Origin of the sequence: Thermomonas beijingensis, from assembly GCF_020034655.1 — a bacterium.
GTDB classification, from domain to species: Bacteria; Pseudomonadota; Gammaproteobacteria; order Xanthomonadales; family Xanthomonadaceae; genus Thermomonas; species Thermomonas beijingensis.
On record NZ_JAIQDJ010000001.1, the window covers coordinates 1,104,873 to 1,131,710 of the forward strand.

Genomic DNA, 26,838 nt, shown 5'->3' on the forward strand with positions numbered 1-26,838 from the left:
CCCTAGTGCGGGATATGGCGTCAGCAACTCGCCGCTAGCCCTGTTCCAGCAACCGCTTCGCCGCCGCACGCGCCTCATCACTGACATCCGCACCGCCCAGCATGCGGGCGATTTCCTCGATGCGGCCAGCACTGTCCAGGGCGAGCACCGCCGATTGGGTGATGCCATCTTGCGCGGCTTTGCTGACGCGATATTGGGTGTGGCCGGCTGCCGCCACTTGCGGTTGGTGGGTGACACACAGCACTTGTTTGGATGCGCCAAGCTGCCGCAGCTTGGCGCCCACGGCAGCGGCCACGGCGCCACCGATGCCGGCATCGACTTCATCGAAGATCATGCAGGGCACGGCGTCCTGGCCTTGGGTGGCCACTTCGATCGCCAGCGAAATGCGCGAAAGTTCGCCACCCGAGGCCACTTTGCGCAGTGGGCGCGGCGGTTGGCCGGGGTTGGCGGCGACCAGGAATTCGGCGCGTTCGCTGCCGTTTGGATCCGGTATTGGATGGGCGTTGGCTTCGAGTTGGACGTCAAAATGACCCCCGGCCATGCCCAGTTCGGCAATCAGCAGCGTCACGGCGGTAGCCAGGGTGCTGCCGCAATCGCGGCGCGAGGCGCGCAGTGCATCGGCGGCGTGTTGCCAATCGCTTTGCGCGCTGGCGATAGCGCGATCCAGCCGTTGCAGGGTGGCATCGGCATCGGCCAGTGCATCCAGTTCGATGGCGAGCGCGTCACGATGGGCAGCAAGTTGGTCGGCAGGCACGCGGTGTTTGCGCGCCAAATCCTGCACGCGGGTGAGCTGGCGTTCGATCTCGGCCAGCGCATCGGGGTCCAGCTCCAAATCGCCACGGATGCGTTCCAGCAGGGCGAGTGCTTCATCCAGTTGGATGACTGCCGAGTCCAGCAGTGCATCCACATCACGCAAACGTGGCTCGTGGGCGACTTCACGTTGCAACCCGCTGCGCAGGTGCTGCACGCGGCTGGCCAGTGCGTCATCACCATTCAATGCAGTCAGCCCCGCTTCGCAAGCAGCAATGAGCGACGCCGCATGCGCGTGGCGGCGGTGGTTGGCGTCAAGTTCGGCCAGCACGGCAGGCTCCAGTGGCTGCGCCTGCAATTCGTGCAATTGGTGTTGCAGCCACTGTTGGCGGTCGGCCACATCGCCACGGGCGAGCAGGCTGGCGCGTTCTTCGGACAGTTGCTTCCAGCGTGTGGCGGTGTTGCGCACCGCGTCGAGCAGTGTGGCGTGGCGGGCAGCGGCATCGAGCAAATCCGTTTGCTGGCCGCGCACCAACAAGGCTTGTTGGGCGTGTTGGCCGTGAATTTCTACCAGTAATCGCGCAAGTTCAGTCAATTGCACGATGGTGGCAGCACGGCCATTGATCCATGCCTTGCTGCCACCGTCTGCGCGCAGCGTGCGGCGTAGCTGGCAGGTGTCGCCCTCATCCAGTTCCGCGTCGGTCAGCCAAGCGCGGGCAAGCGGCGCATCGGCAAGATCAAACTCGGCTTCCAGCTCGGCGCGCTGTGCGCCATGGCGCACCACACCGGCATCGGCGCGGGCACCGGACAAGAAGCCCAGCGCATCCACCAGCAAGGATTTGCCAGCGCCGGTTTCACCGGAAATCACGGTCATACCCGCGCCAAACTCCAATGCGGCATGGGCAACAACGGCAAAATCCCGGATGGAAAGTCGAGTCAACATGGCTGCGCATTGTGCCTGCGCCCGCTTGCATGCGGTAGCGGTTGCGGCATACAACATGAGGATGGCTCGAAAAACTGCCCACGACATTGCCCAAGACCCGCGTGCCCGGCAACTGCTGCGCACCTTGGTGGCGCGGCATATCCGCTCTGGCGAGCCGGTGGGCTCGCAGACCTTGGCCAAGCACGCGGGGCTGGATGTCAGCCCGGCCACCATCCGCAATATTCTGGCCACGCTGGAAGATGCCGGCCTGCTGGCCGCGCCGCATAGCAGTGCCGGCCGTGTGCCCACCGCACAGGGCTATCGCTTGTTTGTGGATACCCTGTTGCAGGTCAAGCCCTTGGCCGAGAGCGAAACCCGGAACTTGCGCAGCAGCTTGCAGGTGGGCGCGGGTACCCGCGCATTGCTGGACAGCACGTCGGAATTGCTGTCCACCATGACCCATTTTGCCGGTATGGTGAGTGTGCCCAAGCGTGAAAGTTTTGCGTTCCGGCAAATTGATTTTGTGGCACTGGACCCGCAGCGGGTGTTGGCCATCGTGGTGTTTGCCGATGGCGAGGTGCAAAACCGCGTGGTGCAACTGCGGCGCGTGGTGACGCCGTCAGAACTGGAACAGGCAGCCAACTATCTGAACACGCATTTTGCCGGGCAACCGCTGGGCTTGATTCGTGCAGGGTTGTTGGGCGAACTGCGCGCAGCACGCAGCGAGATGGAACGGCTGTTGGCCAGCTCGCTGGAATTGGCCGAGCAAGCCTTTGCCCCCGCCAATGAGGACGACATGCTGGTGGCCGGGCAGACCCGCTTGCTGGGCCTGCAGGATATGGCCGACATGGAGCAGCTGCGCGCGCTGTTCGAAGCCTTCGCCGAAAAGCGCGAGCTGCTGCAATTGCTGGAACGCACCGCCAAAGCGCCGGGGATGCGCGTATTTATTGGCGAAGAGGCTGGCCTTGCATCATTGGAAGGGATGTCACTGGTGGCTGCGCCGTACGGCCGCGATGGCCGCGTGCTGGGGGTGTTGGGCGTGATTGGCCCCAGCCGCATGGCCTATGAACGGGTGATCCCGGTGGTGGATGCGGCAGCGGCGCTGTTGGGGGCCGCCTTGAATCCGGAGAGCTGAGCCCCCATCCCCGGTGGCAGTGCGGCATTGGGCCGCGAATTCAAGCCGTGGACATGAGCATGGACCCGACGCAGGACACTAACGACGCCACCAACGAGGTGGATTCGCACGACCCCATCGAAGCACTGCACGCCGAAATCGAGCAGCTCAAGGCGCAATCCTTGGTCGAGCGCGCTGATCTGGACAACCAGCGCAAACGCTTGGCCCGCGACATCGAAATGGCGCGCAAGTTTGCCAACGAGCGTTTGCTGAGCGATTTGCTTCCGGTCTTCGATAGCCTGGATGCCGGTTTGAATGCGGCAAGTGGTGATACCGGCGCACTGCGCGACGGGATGGAATTGACCTACAAGCAGCTATTGAAAGTGGCGGCCGATAACGGCATGGAAGTACTGGACCCCACCGGCCAGCCGTTCAATCCCGAGCATCACCAGGCCATCAGCCAGGGCGAGTCCGAGGGCGTTGCGCCCGGGCATGTGATCACCGTGTTCCAGAAAGGCTATGTGCTGAACGGACGGCTGTTGCGTCCGGCATTGGTCATCGTGGCGAAGCACGATTGACCGCAATTGATTGTTGCCAGGCCTTGAAGCCGGCTTCGGCATCCCCAAATAACGACCATCGGCGCAGTGCGCCATTGCATACCAAACTCAAGAGGACACTGTCATGGGCAAGATCATCGGCATCGACCTGGGGACCACCAACTCCTGCGTTTCCATCATGGAAGGCGGCAAAGCCCGCGTCATCGAAAACAGCGAGGGTGACCGCACCACCCCGTCCATCGTGGCATGGACCAAAGACGGCGAAGTGCTGACCGGCGCATCCGCCAAGCGGCAAACCGTCACCAACCCGAAGAACACCTTCTACGCGGTGAAGCGCCTGATTGGCCGCAAGTTCACCGACGCCGAAGTGCAAAAGGATTTGGGTCTGGTGCCGTACACCATCACCCAGCACGACAATGGCGATGCGTGGGTGGCATTGGCCGATGGCAAGAAGCTGGCGCCGCAGGAAGTCTCCGCCAAAGTGCTGGAGAAAATGAAGAAGACCGCCGAAGCCTTCCTGGGCGAAACCGTCACCGAGGCGGTCATCACCGTGCCGGCTTACTTCAATGACAGTCAGCGCCAAGCCACCAAGGATGCCGGTCGCATTGCCGGCCTTGATGTGAAGCGCATCATCAACGAGCCGACCGCGGCCGCGCTGGCCTATGGCCTCGACAAGGGCGACAGCAAGGATCGCAAGATCGTGGTGTATGACCTCGGTGGCGGTACCTTCGACGTGTCGATCATTGAAATCGCCAACATCGACGGTGAAAAGCAATTTGAAGTGCTGGCCACCAATGGCGATACCTTCCTGGGTGGCGAAGACTTCGACAATCGGGTCATCGACTACTTGGTGGAAGAATTCCAAAAGACCGATGGTGTGGATCTGCGCAAGGATCCGCTGGCCCTGCAACGCCTGAAGGATGCGGCCGAGCGTGCCAAGATCGAGCTTTCCAGCAACCAGCAGACCGACGTCAACCTGCCGTACGTGACGGCCGACGCCACCGGTCCCAAGCATCTGAACATCAAGCTGACCCGCGCCAAGCTGGAAGCTTTGGTCGACGATCTGGTGAAGAAGACCATCGAGCCGTGCCGCGTGGCATTGAACGATGCCGGCCTGCGTGCGTCCGACATCAATGACGTGATTTTGGTCGGCGGCCAGACCCGCATGCCGAAGGTGCAGGCCGCCGTGGCCGAGTTCTTCGGCAAGGAGCCGCGCAAGGACGTCAACCCCGACGAGGCCGTGGCTATTGGTGCTGCGGTGCAGGGTGGCGTGTTGGCCGGCGACGTGAAAGACGTGCTGCTACTCGATGTCACTCCGCTGAGCCTGGGTATCGAAACCTTGGGCGGCGTGTTCACCAAGATCATCGAGAAGAACACCACCATCCCGACCAAGGCTTCGCAAACCTTCAGCACCGCCGAAGACAACCAGAGCGCGGTGACGGTGCATGTGCTGCAAGGCGAGCGCGAACAGGCCCGCTACAACAAGTCGCTGGCCAAGTTCGACCTCACCGGCATTGATGCTGCCCCGCGCGGCATGCCGCAGGTGGAAGTGAGCTTTGACATCGACGCCAACGGCATCGTGCACGTCACCGCCAAGGACAAGAAGACCGGCAAGGAACAGAAGGTCGAAATCAAGGCGGGCTCGGGTTTGAATGACGATGAAATCCAACGCATGGTGCAGGACGCCGAAGCCAATCGTGAAGAAGACAAGCGCTTCCACGAGCTGGTGACGGCACGCAATCAGGCCGATGGTTTGATCCATGCCACCCGCAGTACCATCAAGGACAACGGCGACAAACTGCCGGGTGAGGCGATCGGTCGCGCTGAAGGTGCCATCGCCGAGCTTGAAACCGCGATGAAGGGTGACGACAAGGGCCAGATCGAAGCCAAGGCCAAAGCGTTGGAAGAGGCCGGTCAAGCCCTGTTCGCCGCTGCTGCCGCTGCGGGTCAACAGCAAGGCGCATCGGCGGATGCCGGCAAGCCGGCCGATGATGTGGTGGATGCCGAGTTCACCGAGGTCAAGGACGACAAGAAGGATTGACCGGGGTTTAGCATCGTCAACGCCCAAACGCCCGATATCGGGCGTTTGGTGCATCAGGGGGAAAGATGGGCAAAGGGCGGATGGAAGCATTCAGTGATGGGGTGATCGCGGTGATCATCACCATCATGGTGTTGGAACTGAAAACTCCGCACGCCGCCACTTGGCAGGCATTGCTGGCCAATACACCTGCATTTTTAAGCTATGTGCTGAGCTTTGTGTATGTCGGTCTGTACTGGAATAACCATCACCACTTGCTGCATGCTGCAGAGCGGGTCGATGGCCGGGTGTTATGGGCCAACTTGTTCTTTCTGTTCTGGCTGTCGCTGTTCCCCTTTGTCACCTCATGGGTCAATGAAGCCGAGCCCATGCCGGCGTCAATCCCCACGGCCATGTATGGTGTGGTGCTGTTGATGGCGGCGGTGGCGTGGATGCCGCTTTCCTACACGTTGATGCGCTGCAACGGTGGCAACAATGGCGTGCTGGGGCGTGCACTCGGCGGCCAACGCGGTGACTGGAAAGCCAAATTGTCGCTTGCAATCTATGCCGCCGGGATTGCGTTGGCCCTTTTAGCCCCAATCTTCTCTTGCATCTTGTACGCGTTGGTCGCGGTGCTGTGGATCGTGCCGGACCGACGCATTGAACACCAGTTGAAACAACACCCATGAACAAACGCGACTACTACGAAGTGCTGGGCGTGGCCCGCAATGCCAGCGATGATGAGCTGAAGAAGGCCTATCGGCGCAGCGCGATGAAGCATCACCCCGACCGCAACCCCGGTGACAAGGCGGCGGAAGCGGCGTTCAAGGAGTGCAAGGAAGCCTATGAGGTGCTGAGTGACGGCGGCAAGCGCCGCATGTACGACCAGCATGGTCACGCCGCATTTGAACATGGCATGGGGGGCGGCAACGCCGGGCCAGGTTTTGGCGGTGCCGACATGGGCGATATTTTCGGCGACATCTTCGGCAATATTTTTGGCGGTGGCCGCCAACAGCGCCCCCGGCGTGGCGCCGATGTGGGTTACATGATGGAGCTGGATCTGGAAGAGGCCGTGGCCGGCATCGACAAGCAGATCCACATCCCCACCTTGGCCAATTGCGAGCCGTGCAAGGGCAGTGGCTCGGCCGATGGCAAAGTGGATACCTGCACCACCTGCAAGGGCCGCGGCCAAGTGCATATGCAGCGCGGTCCGTTCACCATGCAGGCGCCGTGTCCGCATTGCGAAGGCAGTGGCAAGTCCATTGCCAACCCCTGCAAATCCTGCAATGGCAATGGCAGGGTGGAAGAAGAGAAAACCCTGTCGGTGAAAATCCCGGCGGGTGTGGACAATGGCGACCGCATCCGCCTGGCAGGCGAAGGTGAAGCTGGCCCTGCCGGCGCGCCGCCGGGTGATTTGTATGTGGAAGTGCGGGTGCGCGAACACGCCATCTTCCAGCGTGATGGCGATGACCTGCATTGCGAAGTGCCCATCCGCATTTCACAGGCGGCATTGGGCGATAGTGTGCGCGTACCCACCTTGGGCGGTGAAGTGGAGCTGCGTATTCCGGCCGAAACCCAGACCGGCAAAGTGTTCCGGTTGCGCGATCGCGGGGTGAAGTCGGTGCGCAGTCGCGCGCCTGGCGATCTGTATTGCAAGGTGGTGGTGGAAACCCCGGTCAATCTGACTGCCGAGCAGCGCAGCTTGCTGGAGCAGTTTGAAAGCACCTTCGGTGGCGAAGGCGCACGTCGGCATTCGCCCAAAGCCAGCACCTTTTTGGATGGGGTGAAGGGCTTCTGGGATCGAATGGTTTCCTGAGCCACCAATCGCCCGCAGCGGTGTTTGCAACCGTAGAATTCGGGCTCCCCTGCAGAGCCCGTTTTCGTTGAACACATCCCCACTCATTGGCATCGTCGGTAGCGCCGGTGCATATGGCCGTTGGTTGCGCAGGTTTTTTGAGGCGCAGATGGGCTTGACCGTCATCGGCCATGACCCGGCTGATGCCACATCGCACAGTGAGGAAGATCTGCTCACGCACGCCGATGTGCTGCTGTTTTCCGCGCCGATCCGGCACACGCCTGCGTTGATCGAACGCTACATCGCGCAATCCGCCGGCCGCGAGTCAGGTAAATTGTGGCTGGATATCACCTCGGTGAAAGTGGCCCCGGTGGCGGCGATGCTGCATTCGCAAGCCGAGGTGGTGGGCCTGCACCCAATGACCGCACCGCCCAAATCACCCACCTTGCGCGGGCGCGTGCTGGTGGTCTGCGCGGCACGCATAGCACGCTGGAAACCGTGGCTGTCCGCATTGCTGGCGGCGTTGGAGGCCGAATGTGTTGTCGCCACACCAGAGCAACATGACCGCGCAATGGCATTGGTGCAGGCGCTGGTGCATGCGGGGCACTTGGCGCAGGCGAGTGTGTTGAATGATCCTGCGGCGCGACCGGGAGCGCTTGAGACCTTGCTGCCGTTTCGGTCAGCATCGTTTGAAATGGATGCAGCTATCGCCGCCCGCATCTTGTCGCTGAATCCTTCGATCTATGAAGACATCCAATTCGGCAATCCGTATGTGCCGGATGTACTGCGCAGGGCGGCCGAACGTCTGCATCGCATCGCCACGCTGGTGGGACAGGGCAGTGACGCCGCACGCAATGCCTTTCGCCAGGAGTTCTTGCTGCACAACCAGCAAGGCTTCGGTGATGTGGTATTGGCCGAGGGCAATTACACCTTCGAGCGGCTGGGCTATCTGTTGGCCGACCTGCATGACGAGCACAGCATGAGCATCCATTTGCCGGAAGATCGCCCCGGCTCCCTGCGTGACCTGCTGCAGATCTTCGAGCGGCATGGCGTCAATATCGCCTCGTTGCATTCCTCGCGGACACCTGCGGGCGAGGTGCATTTCCGGTTTGGGTTTAGTCGCGATACGCGGCCAACGCAGCTTTCTGAGGTTGCGCAAACTTTGCAGGGAAGTGGAATTGGACGGGTCTTGCCCGATTGAACGGTCACATTCTGGAGGTGAACGGTGGCGGAATAGTGTGAACCATGACGTTTATCAATAAACAGAGTGCATAAATTGGCTATTGTTGGCACCTGTACAAACAGGTATCGCCTGTCATGACATTCCGTTCCCCCGCGGGATCCTCCTCTGAGTTCCAGCACCCTTACGGGTCATTGCTTGACGCCTTGCAAAAGCGCGTTCTAGATAGCGTAGTGCCTGCGTTGGACAGCAGCCTGTCCGAATTGGACGACTATCTATTCGACCGCAGCCAAAGTGGCGAACAAGCGCTGGGCATGTTGGCTCTGCGTGAAATGCGCCGGGTGCGCGCAGACATGTCCAAAACCTTTCGCCAAAGCGTTGCCGATCGTTTTCGCGAGCTACGTAAACGGCGTGCTCCGGAAGATGGCGAAGCCGTTGGGCTTGGCCTGAGCTTGTTGTCCGATCAGGATTTAGAGCAGCAATTGGCAGTGGATCAATTGGCGCAGTCGGTGTTGCGTAATGCCTTGCCGGCGTTCGAAGTCGCCACGCAGCGCTTATGCGTCGTCGTGGGCCAGCCGCAATTGGAGTCCAATGCCAATCCGTTGGGCCCGGCATTCTTGGCCGCTGCCTTAGGGAAAGCGATGGGGCAGCTCGAAATCGAAGCCGAGCTGCGCATCGTGGTCTTCAAGTTCTTCGAGCGCGCTCTGGGTGAAGTGTTGGCCGAGTTGTACGATCGTTGCAATGGGCTGATGGCCAGTGCCGGCGTGCTGCCCGAGCTTCGTGCCAGTGGTAAAACCCAGCATGCCGCGGGGAAGCACCATCCCAAGCGGCCAGAATCGCACGCCGAAGAGGCTGCCCAGGTAGCAGCACAGGCCGCAATGCAGGCGGCCTATCAGGACAACCAAGTCGCCCGACGCATGCCGGCACAAGCGGGATGGGACACCGCGCAAGTGCAGATCAATGCCGCCGATCAAGCCCTGTTTGCCAGCATGCTGGGGCAACTGCAAGGCTGGCGCAACGTCAATAACGTGGCACCGCAGCATGATTCGGCAGGCCCTGCCACCACGCTGTCCACGCATGACTTGTTGTCCATCCTGTCTTTGATGCAGCGCGAGGCTGACCCTGTGCCCATGCCGTCCACGCAGGGCGGCAAGCCGCAATCGTTTGCTGGCCAATTGCGCCAGCAGATGGCGCAGAGCGCACGCAAGCTGGGGGTCGCTAGCGACAACGTGACGCTGGATGGGCTTGATGGCGATGCCGTCGACCTGGTCGCTCTGCTTTTTGATGTACTGCTGGATGGGCCGCAATACAATTCCAATATCCGCCAAAAAATCGGCCGTATGCTGGTTCCGTTCGTCAAGGTCGCGGTTAAGGATCGCCGCATGTTCCTGTACAAGGAACACCCGGCACGGCGCTTGCTCAATACCGTGGCCGAAGCCTGCGAAGGCAATCGTGGTGAGGCGCCGCAAGAGCAGGAGCTGCTCGACCACGTTGACCACACCATTGACAGGTTAGTGTCCGAGTTCAATGAAGATGTCGCGATTTTCGAGGCACTTGAGCAAGACCTGCGCATGTACATGGCGCAGCATCGCAAGCGCTTTGAATTGGCCGAAAAGCGCACTACCGAAGCTCATCGCGGCCGCGAGCGGCTGGAGCAGGCCCGCACCGAAGTCAGCACTGACCTCGAGCAGCATCGTGGCGGGCGTGAACTGCCGTCGGTGATTGATGAGTTCCTATCCACCCATGGTCAGCACCATCTGACCCAGATTGTGCTGCGTGATGGGCGCGATTCAGCGCGTTATCAAGACGCACTGCAAGGTATCGACGCGCTCTTGATGGCGGTTGACGGGGCGATGCATGGCTTGGTAGTGCCTTTGCCGGAGGCCGAGTTATTGGCGATTCTGGCCAGTGCCGGCTGCGTCGGTGAAGACGGGCAAGCTGCACTGGAGGCCTTGGCTGACATTATCTCCAGGTTGTCTGTGGGGCAAGCCACAATCGCCAGCGACGAACGCATTCCGGCTCCGATCGTGCTGGCAGAGCCTCCCCCGCCGCCCACGCCGCAACTGGAAGTTGTTGGCGGTACTGAAGCGGTGGTCTGTGATGACAATCTGTTGACGCGCGTCAGCAAACTGAAAGTCGGCGACTGGTTGCAATTGCAAAGCGCAGACGGACAATTTGCACCGGCGAAAGTGTCGTGGATCAGTCCGATTTCCGCACGGTTGTTGCTGGTCAATCGGCGCGGGATTCGAGTACTGGTCGCATCCGTCCGTGAACTTGCGGTGATGGCCGCGCTAGGCAAGATCACCTTGCGTGATGGCGAAGCCGCATTCGATGATGCCATGCATCAGATGGCGGGGCGTTTGCGCGGAGCTGCCGCAAACGCCTGACGTCATGGGCCTGGCTGCGCACGTGCAAATGCGCGTGCGCAATGCTTGCTGCTGCAGCCTGCAGCCGCTAGCCTGCAGGCATGAATACACCGATTCGCATTCTGATCCACGGCAGCAGTGGCCGCATGGGGCAAGCCCTGCAGCGTTTGGGCAAACAACCTGCCAGCGGTTGCCAGGTTGTCGCTGCAGTGGCACGCCGCGTTGATCTGCGCGTTGTCGATGGCATCCCGCAATTTGCAGCCAGCGAGCTTTCCGGCGTGCCTGATTTCGATGTCGCCATCGACTTCAGTCTGCCGCAAGGATTTGATGCCATCTTGCAGCTGTGCCTTGCGCGCAAGGCTGCACTCGTCTCCGGCACGACCGGCTTGAGTGAAGCTCAGCAAGCTGCATTGGCGGCCGCCAGTGAGCGCATTCCGCTGATTTGGGCCAGCAATTTCAGTCTCGGTGTGGCGGTGTTGCATGATTTGGTCGAGCGCGCCGCAAGCATGTTGCAAGGCTGGGACTGCGACATCGTGGAAGCCCACCACACACGCAAGCAGGATGCCCCCTCAGGCACTGCATTGACCCTTGGCAGATCTGCCGAAGCCGGCGGTGCGCATCCGCATTACGCCAGCATCCGTGCCGGCGATATCGTCGGCGAGCATCTGGTGCAATTCACCTCCGCCGGCGAGCGTATCGAGTTGGTGCACCGCGCCCACAACCGCGACATCTTCGCGAGTGGGGCATTACATGTTGCACAGCGCCTGCATACCCGTCCGCCCGGGCAGTATCAGGTGAGTGAGTTGCTGAAGTGAATGCAGTCAGATTCTTGGGGGGGTGACTGAATAACGCGATATCGAACCTTGTACCGTGTTTTTGATGCTCAAAGCCATCACGGTCCGATTGTCGGTCTTTGGCCAGTTGTCGGTCTTTGCCCAGTTGCAGGATTTCCCGGCCCACGGGGTAGCCAATGCGCTGGGTGAGTCAGATCGGTCAGATGTGATATCACGCTAGGCCATAGCAAGGCAAAGGCCGCCTTGCGGTGGCCTTTGCCTTGCTATGGCGCTCCCTACGGGATTCGAACCCGTGTTTTAGCCTTGAGAGGGCCACGTCCTAGGCCTCTAGACGAAGGGAGCAATGAGGGGTGCCGATTGGACAATCGGCTCGGCGCTGGGGATTCCGGCGCTGAGCTTGTTAGTATAAGTGGCTGCGCAAGCCACTGGCAATGCGCCTTTCACTTCCTTTGACGCTGCGGTCTGGCCGCCACGCATGACTGAATCCCAATCCATTTCCACCGCTGTTGTCCCCAGCTTGCACGTGATTCCACGTGAAGCGCACAACATTTCCCGCAAACAGATGAGCCAAGGCACACTGCGTGTGCTGTACTGCCTGCGCGAGGCCGGCTTTGCGGCCTATCTGGTGGGGGGGGCGGTGCGCGACTTGCTGGTGGGCGGTGAGCCCAAGGATTTTGACGTGGCTACCGATGCCACTCCCGAGCAGGTCAAGGCGCTGTTTCGCAATTGCCGCTTGATTGGGCGCAGGTTTCGCTTGGCGCATGTGGTGTATGGCCGTGAAATCATCGAAGTGGCCACCTTTCGCGCCAATGGCGGTGATGACGAAGGCGACCGCCTGACCGACGATGGCGGCCGGCTGCTGCGCGATAACGTGTACGGCAGTATCGAGCACGATGCGGTACGCCGCGACTTCACCGCCAACGCGCTGTATTACGCGATTGAAGATTTTTCGGTGCGCGATTACGTGGGGGGGTTTGCAGATGTGCAGGCACGGGTGCTGCGCCTGATTGGTGAGCCGGAAGCGCGCTATCGCGAAGACCCGGTGCGGATGCTGCGGGCGGCGCGGTTGGCGGCCAAGTTGGGATTCACGATTGCGCCGGCCACCGCCGAACCGATTGCACGGTTGGCCCCGTTGCTGGCCGATGCGTCGCCGGCGCGTTTGTTCGAAGAAACCCTGAAGATGTTCCTGTCGGGTCATGCAGTGGCCAGTTTTGAATTGCTGGAAGCGCATGGATTGTTGCCGGTGTTGTTGCCGGAAACGGCGCAAGCCTTGCAGTCCAACAAGTCGGGTGCGTTGCGGCGGATGCTGGTGCAGGGCTTGCGCAACACCGATGCGCGGGTGCATGCCGATCAGGCGGTGTCGCCGGCGTTCTTGTATGCGGTGTTGCTGTGGCCAGCGTATTGCCGTGCTTTGGCGCTGCTGCAAGCACAGGGCGTGCATGCGGCCGAAGCGCAGCGGCGTGCGGCCGATCGCGTCACCTTGCACCAAGTGGCGCGGATTGCGTTGCCGCGGCGGTTTTCGCAACCGATGCAGGAAATCTGGCTGTTGCAACCGCGCTTCACCTTGCGTCTGCGCAAGCGGGTGTTCCGCCTGCTGTCGCATCCGCGGTTTCGGGCCGCGTTCGATTTCCTCGAACTGCGCTTGGCGGCTTCGGACTCGCATGCTGACGACGTGGCGTTCTGGCGCGAGGCGCAGTTGCACCCCAGCGATGCCACTGCCGACAGCGCGCAAGATCGTCTGACCCCCGACGAGATTGGCAATGATGCCATTGCCGAGGCGGGCGACGCCCCGCGCAAACGTCGGCGCCGGCGTCGGCGTCCCACCGACACCCGTCCCGCCGCCGAATGAGGGCGCCGGTACACGCGGCAGTGGGTCTGGGCGCCAATCTGGGCGATTCCACCCACGCAGTGACCAGCGCCATCCATGCGCTGGCTCAGCTGCCGGAGACCGAATTGCTGAGCGCATCGCGCCTCTATCGCACGCCGGCGTGGGGGCGGGTGGATCAGCCGGATTTCATCAATGCAGCGGTGCTGTTGAACACCACATTGACCGCCCCGGCCTTGCTGGCGCAGTTGCTGGAAATCGAACGCAATGCAGGCCGGCAGCGCGGCGGCGATACCGCGGCACTGCGCTGGGGGCCACGGGTGCTGGATCTGGACCTGCTGCTGTATGGCGATGCCGTGATCAACGTCCCCGGCTTGCGGGTGCCGCATCCGTATCTGCACGAGCGTGCGTTTGCACTGGTGCCGTTGGCCGAGATCGCAGCAGAGATGGTCTTTCCCGGATATGGCAGTGTGGGTGAGGCGCTGCGGCAGGTGGATGCGCAGGGCGTGGAAGCGATTGCCGTTCAGGCTGCTTCATCTGCGCGATAATGCGCGATTGCCCTGTTGGAAGCCCGCAATGAGCGTGCATGCCGAATCGAAGTCCTGGAGCGTGCCGCAGCTTGCGCAGGCGCGTGCCGCCGGCCGCAAATTGGTGATGTTGACCTGCTATGACGCCAGTTTTGCGCGGGTGCTGGATGCTGCGGGTATTGATCTGATCTTGATCGGCGATTCGTTGGGGATGGTGGTGCAGGGCCACGAATCGACCTTGCCGGTACAGGTGGATGACATCGTGTACCACACCGCAGCGGTCGCGCGGGCGGCCAAACATCCGCTGAAAATTGCGGACTTTCCGTTTGGCAGTGACGGTAGCCCGGCGCAAGCATTTGCCGCGGCGGTGCGGTTTATTCAAGCCGGCGCGGCGATGGTCAAGTTGGAAGGTGCGGGCCACAAACTCGGCACCATTCGCTATTTGGTGGAACGCGAAATCCCGGTGTGCGCGCATCTGGGCCTGACCCCGCAGTCGGTGCTCACGATGGGTGGCTTCAAGGTACAAGGGCGCGAGCAATCTGCCGCCGAGCGTTTGCAGGCGGAAGCCTTGGCCGTGGCAGAAGCCGGTGCGGCTTTGCTGGTGTTGGAGGGCGTGCCGGCCACGTTGGCTGCGCAAATTACCCAGGCCAGCCCGATTCCCACCATCGGGATTGGGGCAGGTGCCGGCTGTGATGGGCAAGTGTTGGTGTTGCATGACTTGTTGGGTATCGACACTGGGCATCGCAAACCCAAATTCGTCAAGGATTTCCTGGCCGAAGGCGGCTCGATTGCCGGCGCGGTGCATGCCTATGCCGAGGCGGTGCGCGCAGGCACGTTTCCGACCATGGAGCACAGCTACGCATGATTGAAACCATCACCCAGCTTGCGGCATTGCGCGAGCGTATTCGCCAGTGGCGGCGCGACGGCCAGACGGTGGGTTTCGTGCCGACCATGGGTAACCTGCATGCCGGCCATTACTCACTGGTTGCACTGGCGCGGCAGCATGTGGACAAAGTGGTGTCCAGCGTGTTCGTCAATCCCACCCAGTTTGGCCCCAACGAAGATTTTACCCGCTATCCACGCACGCCCGACGCCGATACCAGCGGCCTGCATGCGGCTGGCTGCGATATATTGTGGTTGCCGGAAGTGGAAGCGATGTACCCGTTCGGTGTGCCGTTGGCCTCGAATGTGCATGTCCCCGGAATCAGCAGCGTGCTGGAAGGTGCGTGCCGCCCCGGCCATTTCGATGGTGTGTGCACGGTAGTGACGCGCCTGTTCAATCAGGTGCAGGCGGATGTGGCGGCGTTCGGCAAAAAAGACTTCCAGCAGTTGGCGGTGATCCGGCAAATGGTGGTGGATTTGCACATGCCCACCGCCATTCTCGCCGGCGCGATCGTGCGTGAAACCGACGGCCTGGCGATGAGTTCGCGCAACCAGTATTTGTCGCAGGCCGAGCGCGCCACCGCGCCGGGCATTCATCGTTGCTTGTTGGCGATGCGCGATGCCGCGCAGGCCGGCCAGCCGCGTGCACAAGTGGAAGCCGATGCCGACGCACAACTGCGTTCGGCAGGCTTCGTACCGGACTACGCGGTGCTGCGTTGCCCCGATTTCAGCGAGCCGCAGGATGGGCAGGCGGGCGCAAGGGTTGCGCTGATCGCGGCACGTCTGGGGCGGACGCGGTTGATCGACAATCTGGAATTTGAATTGCCCGGATAAATTGCGGTTTTTGGAATGTTGCAGTGCGGCATTTGCGTCTTATACTGCAGCCTCAATGCGGCCAACGCCGTCATGCACCATCGGAGTCAAGCCATGCAACTGACCCTCCTCAAGGGCAAGATCCACCGCGCCACCGTCACCCATGCCGAGCTGCATTACGAAGGCTCCTGCGCAATTGACGGGCGTTTGCTGGATATTGCCGGTATCCGCGAATACGAGCAGATCCACATCTACGACGTCACCAGTGGCGAGCGCTATTCCACGTATGCCATTCGTGGCGAAGAAGGCAGTGGGGTGATTTCGGTCAACGGCGCGGCCGCACACAAATCACGGGTGGGTGATCTGGTCATCATCTGCGCCTATGTGCAGTGCGATGCCGAAGAAGCCAAGGCCTACAAGCCCACCTGCGTGTATGTGGACCGCAATAATCATCTGACCCACACCAATCATTCGATGCCCCAACAGGCGGCCTGACCATGACAAGCCTGCTGGACGGTCTGGATGCACATGCACAGCGACTGGCCAGCAGCACGCTGGTCAATTTGATTGCAAACGATCCGGCGCGCGCGCAGGAATTTGCCCTGCGTTGCGGCCCGTTGTACGCCAATTTTGCGCGTCAGCGTTATGACCGCACGGCGCTTGATGCGTTGTTTGATCTTGCCAAGCGCGCTGATCTTGCAGGCGCCATGCAACAGCTGTTGGGTGGTGAAACCGTCAACGGCACTGAAGGCCGTGCGGCTTTGCATAGTGCATTGCGCGGCGGCGTGGCAACGTCGGCTTTTGCGCTGGCGGCGCGTGCGCAAGCGCTGTCTGCGCAGCTAAGGATGCGCGAGTTGATCGACGCGCTGGCAGCCAGTGATGTGACCGACATCGTATCCGTTGGCATTGGTGGTTCTGATCTTGGGCCGCGTTTGATTGTGGATGCATTGGCGCGGCCGGGTGCGCGTTTCCGCGTGCACTTCATTTCCAATGTCGATGGCAATGCGGCGCGCCGCGTGCTGGCAGGGCTAGATCCGGCCAAGACCGCCGGAGTGGTGATTTCCAAAACTTTCGGCACCCAGGAGACCCTGCTCAATGGCGGCATTGTGCGGGAGTGGTTGGGCAACAATGACCGCTTGTACGCGGTCAGCACGAATGCGCAACGGGTAGCCGATTTTGGCATCCCGCCGGAACGCACCCTACCAATGTGGGACTGGGTGGGCGGGCGTTATTCGCTGTGGTCGGCGGTGGGTTTTCCGATTGCCTTGGCGCTGGGCATGGATCGCTTCGAGCAATTGCTGGAAGGCGCAGCCGCGATGGATACGCACGCGCTGCACGCGCCGTTGCATGGCAATATCACGGTCTGGCACGCGCTCACTGCGGTGTGGAACCGCAACGGCCTGCACGCCGCCACCCAAGCCGTGCTGCCGTATGACGACCGCCTGAAGTTGTTGCCCAATTACTTGCAGCAGCTGGTGATGGAAAGCCTGGGCAAATCGGTGCGCGTGGATGGCAGCGACATCGCTGCTGACACCGTGCCGGTGTGGTGGGGTGGGGCGGGCACCGATACCCAGCACAGTTTCTTCCAAGCCCTGCATCAAGGCACCCAGATCGTGCCGGCCGATTTCATCGGCGTGGTCAAGGCCGACCACCCGCACGCGGCCAACCATGCCGCACTGCTTGCTAACCTGTTGGCACAAACCGAGGCATTGGCCAACGGCCAGGACAGCGACGACCCGCATCGCCGCTATCCCGGCAATCGCCCCAGCACGCTGTTGCTGCTGGATGCACTGACCCCGCAATCCTTGGGCATGCTGATTGCGTTGTATGAGCACAGCGTGTATTTGCAATCGGTGTTGTGGGGGATCAACGCCTTCGATCAATTCGGTGTCGAGCTGGGCAAGCAAGTGGCCAGTCGCTTGCTGCCAGCGCTGCGTGGTGAAAGCCAAGCCCATGACGCGGTGACGCGGGCGCTGTTGGCGGTGATTCATGGGTAGGGAATTACGTTCGCAGTGAAGATAGTGGTTGCATGTTTCTTGCACACTGCCTACAATGCGCGACTCTGCTGCGGGGTGGAGCAGTCTGGCAGCTCGTCGGGCTCATAACCCGAAGGTCGCAGGTTCAAATCCTGCCCCCGCTACCAAGTTTCAGTGTCGATTCAACGGCATCGGGCTCGGGCTCGCGAAAGTATCTCCAGGCTTTCGCAATCCAGTGTCATCGGAAAAGGGCCCAATGGGTCCTTTTTCGTTTTCAGATATCGGAATTTCACACATCCGTTTTTGCGATAGGCGCACCGTGACAGACAAGGCTGACGAAATTGCTGCGTTGCTGGCTCCAACCATTGCATCGATGGGCTTGGAGTTGCTGGGTATTGAATATTTGCCGGCATCGGGCAGTGCGTTGTTGCGTCTGTATATCGATGTGCCCCCAGCAGAGGCTGCTACGCGCAATGTGGGCATCGAAGAATGCGAGGCGGTGAGCCGTGAAATTTCCGCACAACTGGATGTAGCCGACCCCATTAGCGCGAACTACACCTTGGAAGTGTCTTCACCGGGGATTGATCGCCCGCTGTTTGGTGTGGCGCAGTTTGCGCGCTTTATTGGTGCGACTGCAAAGGTCACACTGAAGCTGCCGCAGGATGGGCGTCGTCGCTTGCAAGGGGAGATTTTGCGAGTGGAAGGCCAACAGATCCTGTTCGCTGTGGACGCTCAAGAGCTGGCCGTGGATGCCGCTAACGTGGACAAGGCCAAACTTGTCCCTGACTGGGTAGCGCTCGGTCTGGCGCCAGCACAAGACAAGTCCGGACGCGATGCGCGGCCAGGCAAGCAAAAAGCGTCGGCGGGCAAAAAGCCCACGGCAAAGAAAAACCCAACCAACAAGACGGCGGCCGCTGGGTCGCCAGATGCGGAGTAAGCGGGCATGAGCAAAGAACTATTGCTGGTCGTCGATGCGGTGGCTGCCGAAAAAGGTGTGCCGGAATCGGTCATCTTGGAAGCCATCGAGGCGGCATTGGCTTCAGCGGCAAAGAAGCGCTATATCGACCAAGACGTGCTGGTGCGTGTACAGATCGACGCCAAAGACGGCAGCTACGAAACTTTCCGCCGCTGGGAAGTGGTGGCCGATGACGTAGTGATGGAGTCACCGGATCGTCAGGTGCGCCTGATGGATGCGCTGGACGAAAGCGATGAAGTGGAAGTGGGTGATTACATCGAAGAACAAATCGAAAATCCCGACTTCGGCCGGATTGCTGCGCAAGCCGCCAAGCAGGTTATCGTGCAGCGCGTACGCGAAGCCGAGCGCCAGCAAGTGGTGGATGCGTGGAAAGATCGCGTGGGCGAATTGATCACCGGTGTGGTCAAGCGTGTGGAACGCGGCAATATCTATGTCGATCTGGGCGGCAACGCCGAGGCCATCATCGCCAAGGACAAGGGCATTCCGCGCGACGTGTTGCGTACCGGCGACCGCGTGCGTGGTTATTTGTTCGACGTGCGCAGCGAGTCGCGTGGCCCGCAGCTGTTCATCAGCCGCGCAGCCCCGGAATTCATGATGGAGCTGTTCAAGCTGGAAGTGCCGGAAGTCGGTCAAGGTTTGGTATCGATCATGGCGTGCTCGCGTGATCCGGGTGACCGCGCCAAGATCGCGGTGTTGGCGCATGACAACCGTACCGATCCGATTGGTGCCTGCATCGGGATGCGCGGTTCGCGTGTACAAGCGGTCACCAATGAGCTCAACGGCGAGCGCGTGGATATCGTGTTGTGGAGCGACAACCCGGCGCAATTCGTGATCAATGCAATGGCACCGGCGGAAGTGCAGTCGATCATTGTCGATGAAGACAAGCACTCGATGGATATCGCGGTGGCTGAAGAAAACTTGGCCAAGGCGATTGGTCGTGGTGGTCAGAATGTGCGCCTGGCCAGTCGATTGACCGGTTGGCAGCTCAATGTAATGACCGCCGATCAAGTGCAGGCCAAGACCGAATCCGAGCAAGCGGCGGCGCGTCAGTTGTTTGTAGACAAGTTGGAAGTGGACGAGGAAATCGCCGGCATCCTGGTGGGTGAAGGCTTCAACACAGTCGAAGAAATTGCCTATGTGCCGGTGGCCGAGTTGCTGGCGGTGGAAGGCTTTGACGAGGATATCGTCGAAGAGTTGCGTTCGCGCGCGCGCGATGCGTTACTGAACGAGGCACTGGCCGCCGAAGAAGGCTTGGAAGAGCATCAGCCGGCTGCAGATCTGCTAGGTCTTGCCGGAATGGACGAAGCCACGGCCTATGCCCTGGCCGAGCGTGGCGTGCGTACCCGCGAAGATCTGGCCGAAGCAGCTACCGATGAGATTGCCGATATTGAGGGCATGGGGGATGCGCGCGCCGCAACCTTGATCATGGAAGCGCGCAAGCACTGGTTCGAATGATGTATGGCACGGTGCGGGCCTGGGCCTGCATCGCTTGATTGGCCGGCGGGCAGAGATTTGTCATCGCGTCCGTCCTACAATCCACAGATTCGGTCACCTGCGAGGTGGCCAAAGACACCGGAAACCGAATGTCGCAGCAAACCACCATCCGCAAGCTCGCTGAACTGGTGAATACGCCGGTCGATAAACTGCTGGAACAACTGACCGAGGCCGGTATGAAGTTCAGCGGTCCCGATCAGGTCATCACCAGTGCCGAGAAACTGAAACTGCACGGCTTTTTGCGTCGAGCCCACGGCAAGGATGAAAAGCCTGCCGAAGAGGCGATCGCATCGGGCAAGATCACCCTTAACCGCAGCCGCAAACAGGAGATTTCCGTTGGCAACGGCGGCAAGGCTGGGCGTGCAGCAGGCACCATTGAGGTCGTCACCCGCAAGAAAATCACCCTGAAGCCGGGTGAAGGGCGTGCGCAAACGGCAAACGAAAAGCTGGACGCCGAGCGCACCGATGCGCTGCGCAAGCTGGAAGAATCGCGCGCGCGCAACCTTGCCGAGCAACGAGCACTGGCCGAGAAAGACCGCCAGCGTGCAGAAGTGGTTGCGGAACAGAAGCGCGTGGAGCAAGAGCAACTCGAGCGTGTCGCGGCGGAGGCCGCTGCCGCCGCTGAAGCCGCGTTGGAGGATGCAGGCAAAACCAAAGGTCACGGCCATGGTCACGGTCATGGCCATGGCGCGGCGCATCCCAAACCCGCAGCACCAGCGCGTGAGGCCGACAAGGCTGCCGTTGCTGCCAAGGGCAAGCCGCAAGTGCAGCGCGGGTCACATGTGATGGTGGCAGGGGTGGAAGATGATGACCGCACCGAGCGTTTCGCCGGGCAGTTGCATCTGTCAGCCTCCGATCGTGCCCGCCGTAGCAGCAATACGCGTGGCAAGGGCAAGCCCGCAGGGGGCAGCAAGCGCGCTTCGGATCAATCGCGCACCGGTACCGGGTTCAACAAGCCCACCGCGCCGGTGGTGCGTGAAGTGGCGATTGGGGATGCCATCACTGTGGCTGATCTTGCCCAGAAATTGGCGATGAAGGGCGGCGATGTGGTGAAGGCGCTGTTCAAGATGGGCGTGATGGCCACCATCACCCAATCCATTGACCACGACACAGCCGTGTTGATCACCGAGGAGCTGGGTCACAAGGCGGTTGCTGCCGGTGCCAACGATGCCGAGTCCGAATTGCTGGCGCACGCCGAGGAGGTGCAGGGCGAGAAGCAGCAGCGGCCGCCAGTGGTCACCATCATGGGCCACGTCGATCATGGCAAGACCTCGTTGCTCGACTACATTCGCCGCACCAAGGTGGCCACCGGGGAAGCCGGTGGCATTACCCAGCACATTGGTGCGTACCACGTTGAAACACCGAAGGGCGTGATCAGCTTCCTGGATACACCCGGCCATGCAGCATTTACCCAAATGCGTCAGCGCGGCGCCAAGCTCACCGATATCGTGGTGTTGGTGGTGGCGGCCGATGACGGGGTGATGCCGCAGACCGCGGAAGCGATCCAGCATGCCAAGGCGGCCAAAGTGCCGCTGATCGTGGCAATCAACAAGATCGACAAATCTGACGCTGATCCGTCGCGGGTCAAGAGCGATTTGTTGACTTATGAAGTGGTGGCCGAAGAATTCGGCGGCGATATTCAGATGGTGGAGCTGTCGGCCAAGACCGGGCAGGGTGTGGATGACTTGCTCGACGCCATTTTGCTGCAGTCGGAAGTATTGGATCTGCAAGCTGTATTCGAAGGCCGTGCCACGGGTGTGGTGATTGAATCTGCGTTGGACAAGGGGCGTGGCCCGGTGGCTACGGTGTTGGTGCAGCAGGGGCAATTGTCGAAGGGCGATTATCTGGTGTGCGGCATTCAATATGGCCGTGTGCGTGCCTTGTTTGATGAAAATGGCACGCAGGTGCAAGTCGCTGGCCCGTCGATTCCGGTGCAAATTCTGGGCCTGTCCGGCGTACCGGAAGCGGGTGATGATTTTGTGGTGGTGGCCGATGAGCGTCTGGCCAAGGATGTGGCCCAGCAGCGCGACACCAAGCGCCGCGAGTTGCGTTTGGTCGCCTCGGCGGGCAACCGCATGGAAGACATCCTGGCGCAGATGGGCGAAGGCAGCAGCCAGCAGCTGGCGCTCAACCTGGTGGTCAAGGCCGATGTGCACGGCACCATGCAGGCGCTACGCGAAGCCTTGACCGGGCTGTCCAACGACCAGATCAAGATCAATGTGATTGGCTCGGGCGTGGGCGGGATTACCGAGTCCGATGCGCAGTTGGCAGCCACCTCCAAGGCTGCCGTGATCGGCTTCAACGTGCGTGCCGATGCCTCGGCGCGCAAGGTGATTGATAACAACGGCATCGACCTGCGTTATTTCTCGATCATCTATGACGTGATCGATCAGGTGAAGCAGATTGCCTCCGGCGTACTGGGCAAGGAAGTGCGCGAAGAAATCATCGGTACCGCATCGGTGCAGCAGGTGTTCCGGCATTCCAAGTTCGGCTCGATCGCCGGCTCGGTGGTGGTGGAAGGTGTCATTCGCAAGGGCAAGCCGATCCGTGTGCTGCGCGACGATACCGTCATCTTCTCGGGCGAATTGGATTCGCTGCGTCGCTTCCAGGAGAACGTGGACGAAGTACGCAACGGTACCGAATGCGGTATCGGCGTGAAGGGTTACGACCAGGTCAAGCCGGGCGACAAGATCGAATGCTTCGAACGCATCGAGGTACAGCGCACGCTGTAAGGCGCGCGCTTGGTCATGGCACAAAAATCATTCCATCGCACCGACCGCGTATCGGCCCAGTTGCGTCGTGAATTGGGCACGCTGGTACATGCCTTCGTGCGCGAGCACGGGCTGGCATCGTCCAGTGTGTCCGATGTCGAGGTCACTCGCGACATGGCACACGCCAAAGTGTTTGTGACGGTACTGCAGCCAGAACGTGCGTTGGACACCGTGAAAGCATTGAAGACACTGGCCCCCGAAATCCGCTATCAGCTGGCGCATGCCATGCGCCTGCGGCACGTGCCAGAGCTGCATTTTCACTATGATGAATCGGTGGATCGCGGCGAACGCATCGACAACCTTCTGCGCGACTTGCGCCCCAGTGGCTGCGCCGAATAACCCGCGCGAGCGCCGCCTGCGCACCGTGTTCCGCCGTCTGGATGGCATCTTGCTGCTGGACAAACCGCAGGGCTTGTCTTCGAATCAAGCCTTGCAGCGCGTACGGCATTTGTTTCGCGCCGAGAAGGGTGGGCATACCGGTAGTTTGGATCCGCTCGCTACCGGCTTGTTGCCGGTGTGTTTTGGCGAGGCCACCAAAATCGCCGGCGGCCTATTGGGCGCACGCAAGGCGTATGAAACCGTAGCACGGCTCGGGATTGTTACCGATACCGACGATGCCGAAGGCCAGCCACTGCGTGAGCGCCCGGTACCGGCGCTGACGCTGGATGTCATTGATGCTGCGCTCAAGCAATTGACTGGTCGCATCCTGCAACGCCCACCGATCTATTCGGCACTCAAGCGTGGTGGCGAGCCGTTGTACGTTAAGGCACGGCGCGGCGAGGTCATCGAGATCGAAGCACGTGAGATTGATGTCCACGCGTTTGAACTGCTCAATGCTGCCGATTTGCTGGATGCCGGCACGCCGCATTTGCGCCTGCATGTGGAATGCGGCTCCGGCACCTATGTGCGCAGTCTGGTGCGTGATCTGGGTGAACTGTTGGGCTGTGGCGCGCACGTGGCGCAGTTGCGCCGGCTTTGGGTGGATCCGTTCCGCGAACCGCGTATGTGGACGCTGGATGCTTTGCAAGGCCTGTTGGAGCAGGTGGGAGAGCGCGTGCTGGATGCCTGCCTGTTGCCCATCGAGGCGGGCATGGCGTCGTGGCCGCAGGTGCGCGTCAATCAGCCGCAGGCACATTATCTGGGCTTTGGGCGCAGCCTGCACGGGCCTTATCAGCACACTGGGCAGGTGGCGATTCTTGACGAGCAAGGGCGTGGGCTGGGCCTGGGTGAAGTGGACGCCGATGGCAGCCTGCGTCCATCCCGCTTGTTTCGCTGGGCGCTGAGCCAGCCGGCCGTGGCTGATGCCGTCGGCTGAGCCAGATTGCGTGCCAGCGCATATCGGATGTCTTATGTTGCATTGCCGCATGGCTGCTGGCGGGCTATAATCCCGCTGCTCACTGGAGCATATCCGGTTTTGGAGTCCCCGATTCTGGATTTCCTTACCTTCACCATCACGGCGAGCCGTGCGGTGCCGGCGAATCCCTCGCCTGTTCCTGCCGGTCACGCGACTACGAGGCAACCATGTCCATCGATTCCCAGAAAGTCATCAACGAACACAAGCGCGGCGACAACGATACCGGCTCGCCGGAAGTGCAAGTCGCCCTGCTGACCGCACGCATCGAACTGCTTACCGAGCACTTCAAGGCACACAAGCAAGATCATCACAGCCGTCGTGGCTTGCTGATGATGGTCAATCGTCGCCGCAGCCTGCTCGACTACTTGCACCGCAAGGATGGCGAGCGTTACAAGGCGCTGATCGGCAAACTCGGCCTGCGTCGCTGATTGAATACCCACCGCGGCGCAGAAATGCGCCGCGGTTCGTTTTTGCAGTACGAAACATTTATCGCGGCCATGCCGCATCCCCGCATCGCAACACGCGATGCAGCGCAGCAAGCGGGGCTTGCCTGCGTTGACGAATCAAGACAAATCAAGGATTCCCAAAGTGGCGAAAATCACCAAGTCATTCCAGTTCGGCAAGCAGCAGGTGACGCTGGAAACCGGCGAAATTGCACGTCAGGCAGGCGGCGCGGTCATGGTCTCTTGCGACGGCACCGTGGTGCTGTGCACCGCTGTGGCGGCCAAAACCCAGCGCGAAGGGCAGGACTTCTTCCCGCTCACCGTGGACTACCAGGAGAAGTTCTACGCCGGTGGCCGCATCCCCGGTGGCTTCTTCAAGCGCGAAGGCCGCGCCACTGAAAAAGAAACGCTGACCAGCCGCTTGATCGACCGTCCGCTGCGTCCGCTGTTCCCGGAAGAATTCAAGAACGAAGTGCAGGTCATCGCTACGGTGATGTCGCTGAACCCGGAAGTGGACGGCGACATCCTGGCGCTGATCGGCTGCTCCGCTGCCGTCGCCCTGACCGGTGCACCGTTCCAAGGCCCGATCGGCGCCGCCAAGGTTGGCTACAAGGATGGTCAGTATCTGCTGAATCCGTCCGTTAGCGAGCTGAAAGAATCGCAGTTGGAGCTGGTGGTTGCCGGTACCCAAGACGCCGTGCTGATGGTGGAATCCGAAGCCGCCGAGCTGTCCGAAGATGTGATGCTGGGCGCGGTGATGTTTGGTCACCAGCAGATGCAGATCGCCATCGATACCATCAATGCGTTGGTGGCCGAAGCCGGCAAGCCGAAGTGGGATTGGCAGGCGCCGGCCAAGAACGACGCCCTGATCGCCGCGCTGAAGGCCGCCATTGGCGACAAGCTGGCGGCCGCCTTCCAGGTGCGCGACAAGCTGGAGCGCAAGGATGCCATCTCCGCGCTGAAGAAGGCGGTGCTGGCCGAGATCGCTCCGCAGATCGAAGCCAACGGTTGGAGTGCCGGTGAAGCCTCCAAGGAATTCGGCGAGCTGGAATACCAGACCATGCGCGGCTCGGTGCTGGCCACCAAGGTCCGCATCGACGGCCGCGCGCTCGACACCGTGCGGCCGATCAGCTCCAAGGTCGGCGTGCTGCCGCGCGTGCACGGCTCCTCGCTGTTCACCCGTGGCGAAACCCAGGCGATTGTTGCCGTGACCCTCGGCACCGCGCGTGACGGTCAGGTCATCGACGCCGTCGCCGGCGAGTACAAGGAACACTTCCTGTTCCATTACAACTTCCCCCCCTACTCGGTGGGTGAGGCTGGCCGCATGATGGGCCCGAAGCGCCGCGAGATCGGTCACGGCCGCCTCGCCAAGCGCGGCGTGTTGGCGGTGATGCCGACCATGGAAGCCTTCCCGTACACCATCCGCGTGGTCTCCGAGATCACCGAGTCGAACGGCTCTTCCTCGATGGCGTCGGTCTGCGGCAGCTCGCTGGCGCTGATGGATGCCGGCGTGCCGGTCAAGGCACCGGTCGCGGGTATTGCCATGGGTTTGGTCAAGGAAGGCGACAACTTCGTGGTGCTGTCCGACATCCTCGGCGACGAGGATCATCTCGGCGACATGGACTTCAAGGTGGCCGGTACCAGCAACGGCGTCTCCGCGCTGCAGATGGACATCAAGATCCAGGGCATCACCGAGGAAATCATGAAGGTGGCGCTGGCGCAGGCCAAGGCCGGCCGCCTGCACATCCTGGGCGAGATGGCCAATGCGCTGACCGCGCCGCGCGGCGAGCTGTCCGAGTTCGCGCCGCGCCTGCTGACCATCAAGATCCACCCGGACAAGATCCGCGAAGTGATCGGCAAGGGCGGTTCGGTGATCCAGGCGATCACCAAGGAAACCGGCACCCAGATCGACATCCAGGACGACGGCACCATCACCATCGCCTCGGTCAACGCCGCCGCCGGCCAGGCCGCCAAGTCGCGCATCGAGCAGATCACCTCCGACGTCGAGCCGGGCCGGATCTACGAAGGCAAGGTCGCCAAGATCATGGACTTCGGTGCATTCGTCACCATTGCCCCGGGCAAGGACGGCCTGGTGCACGTCTCGCAGATTTCCGGCGAACGCGTGGAGAAGGTGTCCGACGTGCTCAAGGAAGGCGATCTGGTCAAGGTCAAGGTGCTGGAAGTGGACAAGCAGGGCCGCATCCGCCTGTCGATCAAGGCTGTCACCGAGGGCGAGGGCGCGTAAGCATTTGACTTGCCATCAGGGATAAAAAAACGGGCCG

The 26,838-nt window shown here is 61.2% G+C and carries 22 protein-coding genes and 2 tRNA genes; 22 read left to right on the forward strand and 2 right to left on the reverse strand.

All coding sequences use genetic code 11. The features are described 5' to 3' along the window. Positions 1-34 precede the first annotated feature (34 nt). The gene (gene recN / locus K7B09_RS05145) at positions 35-1,693 is read right to left on the reverse strand and encodes a DNA repair protein RecN (RefSeq protein WP_223627421.1); all 1,659 of its coding nucleotides are present in this window, start codon (positions 1,691-1,693) and stop codon (positions 35-37) included. A gap of 61 nt (positions 1,694-1,754) precedes the next feature. On the opposite strand from recN, the gene hrcA reads away from it, so the two are divergent. The 8 genes from hrcA (at position 1,755) to dapB (ending at position 11,516) form a co-directional block, all read left to right on the forward strand. Then, positions 1,755-2,807 (forward strand): heat-inducible transcriptional repressor HrcA, encoded by a 1,053-nt coding sequence (gene hrcA / locus K7B09_RS05150; protein ID WP_223627423.1) that lies wholly within the window; start codon positions 1,755-1,757, stop codon positions 2,805-2,807. 53 nt (positions 2,808-2,860) lie between these two features. After that, positions 2,861-3,364, forward strand: coding sequence for a nucleotide exchange factor GrpE (gene grpE / locus K7B09_RS05155; protein WP_223627424.1), 504 nt, complete (start codon positions 2,861-2,863; stop codon positions 3,362-3,364). 103 nt (positions 3,365-3,467) lie between these two features. Then, positions 3,468-5,384 carry a molecular chaperone DnaK gene (dnaK, locus tag K7B09_RS05160; RefSeq protein ID WP_223627427.1) on the forward strand — a complete coding sequence of 639 codons (1,917 nt, stop codon included), beginning with the start codon at positions 3,468-3,470 and terminating at the stop codon, positions 5,382-5,384. A gap of 80 nt (positions 5,385-5,464) precedes the next feature. After that, on the forward strand, positions 5,465-6,049 hold the full coding sequence (locus K7B09_RS05165) for a TMEM175 family protein (protein WP_223627429.1): 585 nt from the start codon (positions 5,465-5,467) through the stop codon (positions 6,047-6,049). After that, a complete protein-coding gene (gene dnaJ / locus K7B09_RS05170) occupies positions 6,046-7,176 on the forward strand; it encodes a molecular chaperone DnaJ (protein ID WP_223627432.1) in 1,131 nt (376 codons plus the stop codon). The genes K7B09_RS05165 and dnaJ overlap by 4 nt, the downstream gene beginning before the upstream one ends. A 67-nt stretch (positions 7,177-7,243) precedes the next feature. Continuing rightward, a complete protein-coding gene (locus tag K7B09_RS05175; protein ID WP_223627434.1) occupies positions 7,244-8,356 on the forward strand; it encodes a prephenate dehydrogenase in 1,113 nt (370 codons plus the stop codon). A gap of 116 nt (positions 8,357-8,472) precedes the next feature. Then, positions 8,473-10,722 carry a DUF1631 family protein gene (locus K7B09_RS05180; RefSeq protein ID WP_223627437.1) on the forward strand — a complete coding sequence of 750 codons (2,250 nt, stop codon included), beginning with the start codon at positions 8,473-8,475 and terminating at the stop codon, positions 10,720-10,722. An 80-nt stretch (positions 10,723-10,802) separates the two neighbouring features. Then, the gene (dapB, locus tag K7B09_RS05185; RefSeq protein ID WP_223627439.1) at positions 10,803-11,516 is read left to right on the forward strand and encodes a 4-hydroxy-tetrahydrodipicolinate reductase; all 714 of its coding nucleotides are present in this window, start codon (positions 10,803-10,805) and stop codon (positions 11,514-11,516) included. 245 nt (positions 11,517-11,761) lie between these two features. Here the strand turns inward: dapB and K7B09_RS05190 are convergent. Beyond that, positions 11,762-11,837, reverse strand: a tRNA-Glu gene (locus tag K7B09_RS05190). Between the two features lie 133 nt (positions 11,838-11,970). Here K7B09_RS05190 and pcnB point away from each other — a divergent pair. The 14 genes from pcnB (at position 11,971) to pnp (ending at position 26,801) form a co-directional block, all read left to right on the forward strand. Continuing rightward, entirely contained in the window at positions 11,971-13,344 is a 1,374-nt protein-coding gene (gene pcnB, locus K7B09_RS05195; RefSeq protein ID WP_223627441.1) for a polynucleotide adenylyltransferase PcnB, read from the forward strand. Further along, a complete protein-coding gene (gene folK / locus K7B09_RS05200; RefSeq protein ID WP_223627443.1) occupies positions 13,341-13,868 on the forward strand; it encodes a 2-amino-4-hydroxy-6-hydroxymethyldihydropteridine diphosphokinase in 528 nt (175 codons plus the stop codon). The genes pcnB and folK overlap by 4 nt, the downstream gene beginning before the upstream one ends. A gap of 28 nt (positions 13,869-13,896) precedes the next feature. Beyond that, positions 13,897-14,712 carry a 3-methyl-2-oxobutanoate hydroxymethyltransferase gene (gene panB / locus K7B09_RS05205; protein ID WP_223627445.1) on the forward strand — a complete coding sequence of 272 codons (816 nt, stop codon included), beginning with the start codon at positions 13,897-13,899 and terminating at the stop codon, positions 14,710-14,712. Then, positions 14,709-15,563 carry a pantoate--beta-alanine ligase gene (gene panC, locus K7B09_RS05210; RefSeq protein WP_223627447.1) on the forward strand — a complete coding sequence of 285 codons (855 nt, stop codon included), beginning with the start codon at positions 14,709-14,711 and terminating at the stop codon, positions 15,561-15,563. Before panB ends, panC begins: the two co-directional genes overlap by 4 nt. Positions 15,564-15,656: 93 nt before the next feature. Next, entirely contained in the window at positions 15,657-16,037 is a 381-nt protein-coding gene (gene panD, locus K7B09_RS05215) for an aspartate 1-decarboxylase (RefSeq protein ID WP_223627449.1), read from the forward strand. After that, positions 16,034-17,539: a glucose-6-phosphate isomerase gene (gene pgi / locus K7B09_RS05220; protein ID WP_223627752.1), complete on the forward strand. Its 1,506-nt coding sequence runs from the start codon at positions 16,034-16,036 to the stop codon at positions 17,537-17,539. The genes panD and pgi overlap by 4 nt, the downstream gene beginning before the upstream one ends. A gap of 69 nt (positions 17,540-17,608) precedes the next feature. Beyond that, a tRNA-Met gene (locus K7B09_RS05225) sits at positions 17,609-17,685 on the forward strand. A 152-nt stretch (positions 17,686-17,837) separates the two neighbouring features. Next, positions 17,838-18,455, forward strand: a complete 618-nt coding sequence (locus K7B09_RS05230) for a ribosome maturation factor RimP (RefSeq protein WP_223627451.1) — start codon at positions 17,838-17,840, stop codon at positions 18,453-18,455. A 6-nt stretch (positions 18,456-18,461) separates the two neighbouring features. Beyond that, positions 18,462-19,949, forward strand: a complete 1,488-nt coding sequence (nusA, locus tag K7B09_RS05235; protein WP_223627453.1) for a transcription termination factor NusA — start codon at positions 18,462-18,464, stop codon at positions 19,947-19,949. 128 nt (positions 19,950-20,077) lie between these two features. Then, a complete protein-coding gene (gene infB / locus K7B09_RS05240) occupies positions 20,078-22,720 on the forward strand; it encodes a translation initiation factor IF-2 (RefSeq protein WP_223627455.1) in 2,643 nt (880 codons plus the stop codon). Positions 22,721-22,735: 15 nt separating this feature from the next. Beyond that, a complete protein-coding gene (rbfA, locus tag K7B09_RS05245) occupies positions 22,736-23,098 on the forward strand; it encodes a 30S ribosome-binding factor RbfA (protein WP_223627457.1) in 363 nt (120 codons plus the stop codon). Further along, the gene (gene truB / locus K7B09_RS05250; RefSeq protein ID WP_223627459.1) at positions 23,082-24,074 is read left to right on the forward strand and encodes a tRNA pseudouridine(55) synthase TruB; all 993 of its coding nucleotides are present in this window, start codon (positions 23,082-23,084) and stop codon (positions 24,072-24,074) included. The genes rbfA and truB overlap by 17 nt, the downstream gene beginning before the upstream one ends. Positions 24,075-24,280: 206 nt before the next feature. Then, the gene (gene rpsO / locus K7B09_RS05255; RefSeq protein WP_223627461.1) at positions 24,281-24,541 is read left to right on the forward strand and encodes a 30S ribosomal protein S15; all 261 of its coding nucleotides are present in this window, start codon (positions 24,281-24,283) and stop codon (positions 24,539-24,541) included. 160 nt (positions 24,542-24,701) lie between these two features. Then, positions 24,702-26,801 carry a polyribonucleotide nucleotidyltransferase gene (gene pnp, locus K7B09_RS05260; protein ID WP_223627463.1) on the forward strand — a complete coding sequence of 700 codons (2,100 nt, stop codon included), beginning with the start codon at positions 24,702-24,704 and terminating at the stop codon, positions 26,799-26,801. The last annotated feature ends 37 nt before the right edge of the window (positions 26,802-26,838 follow it).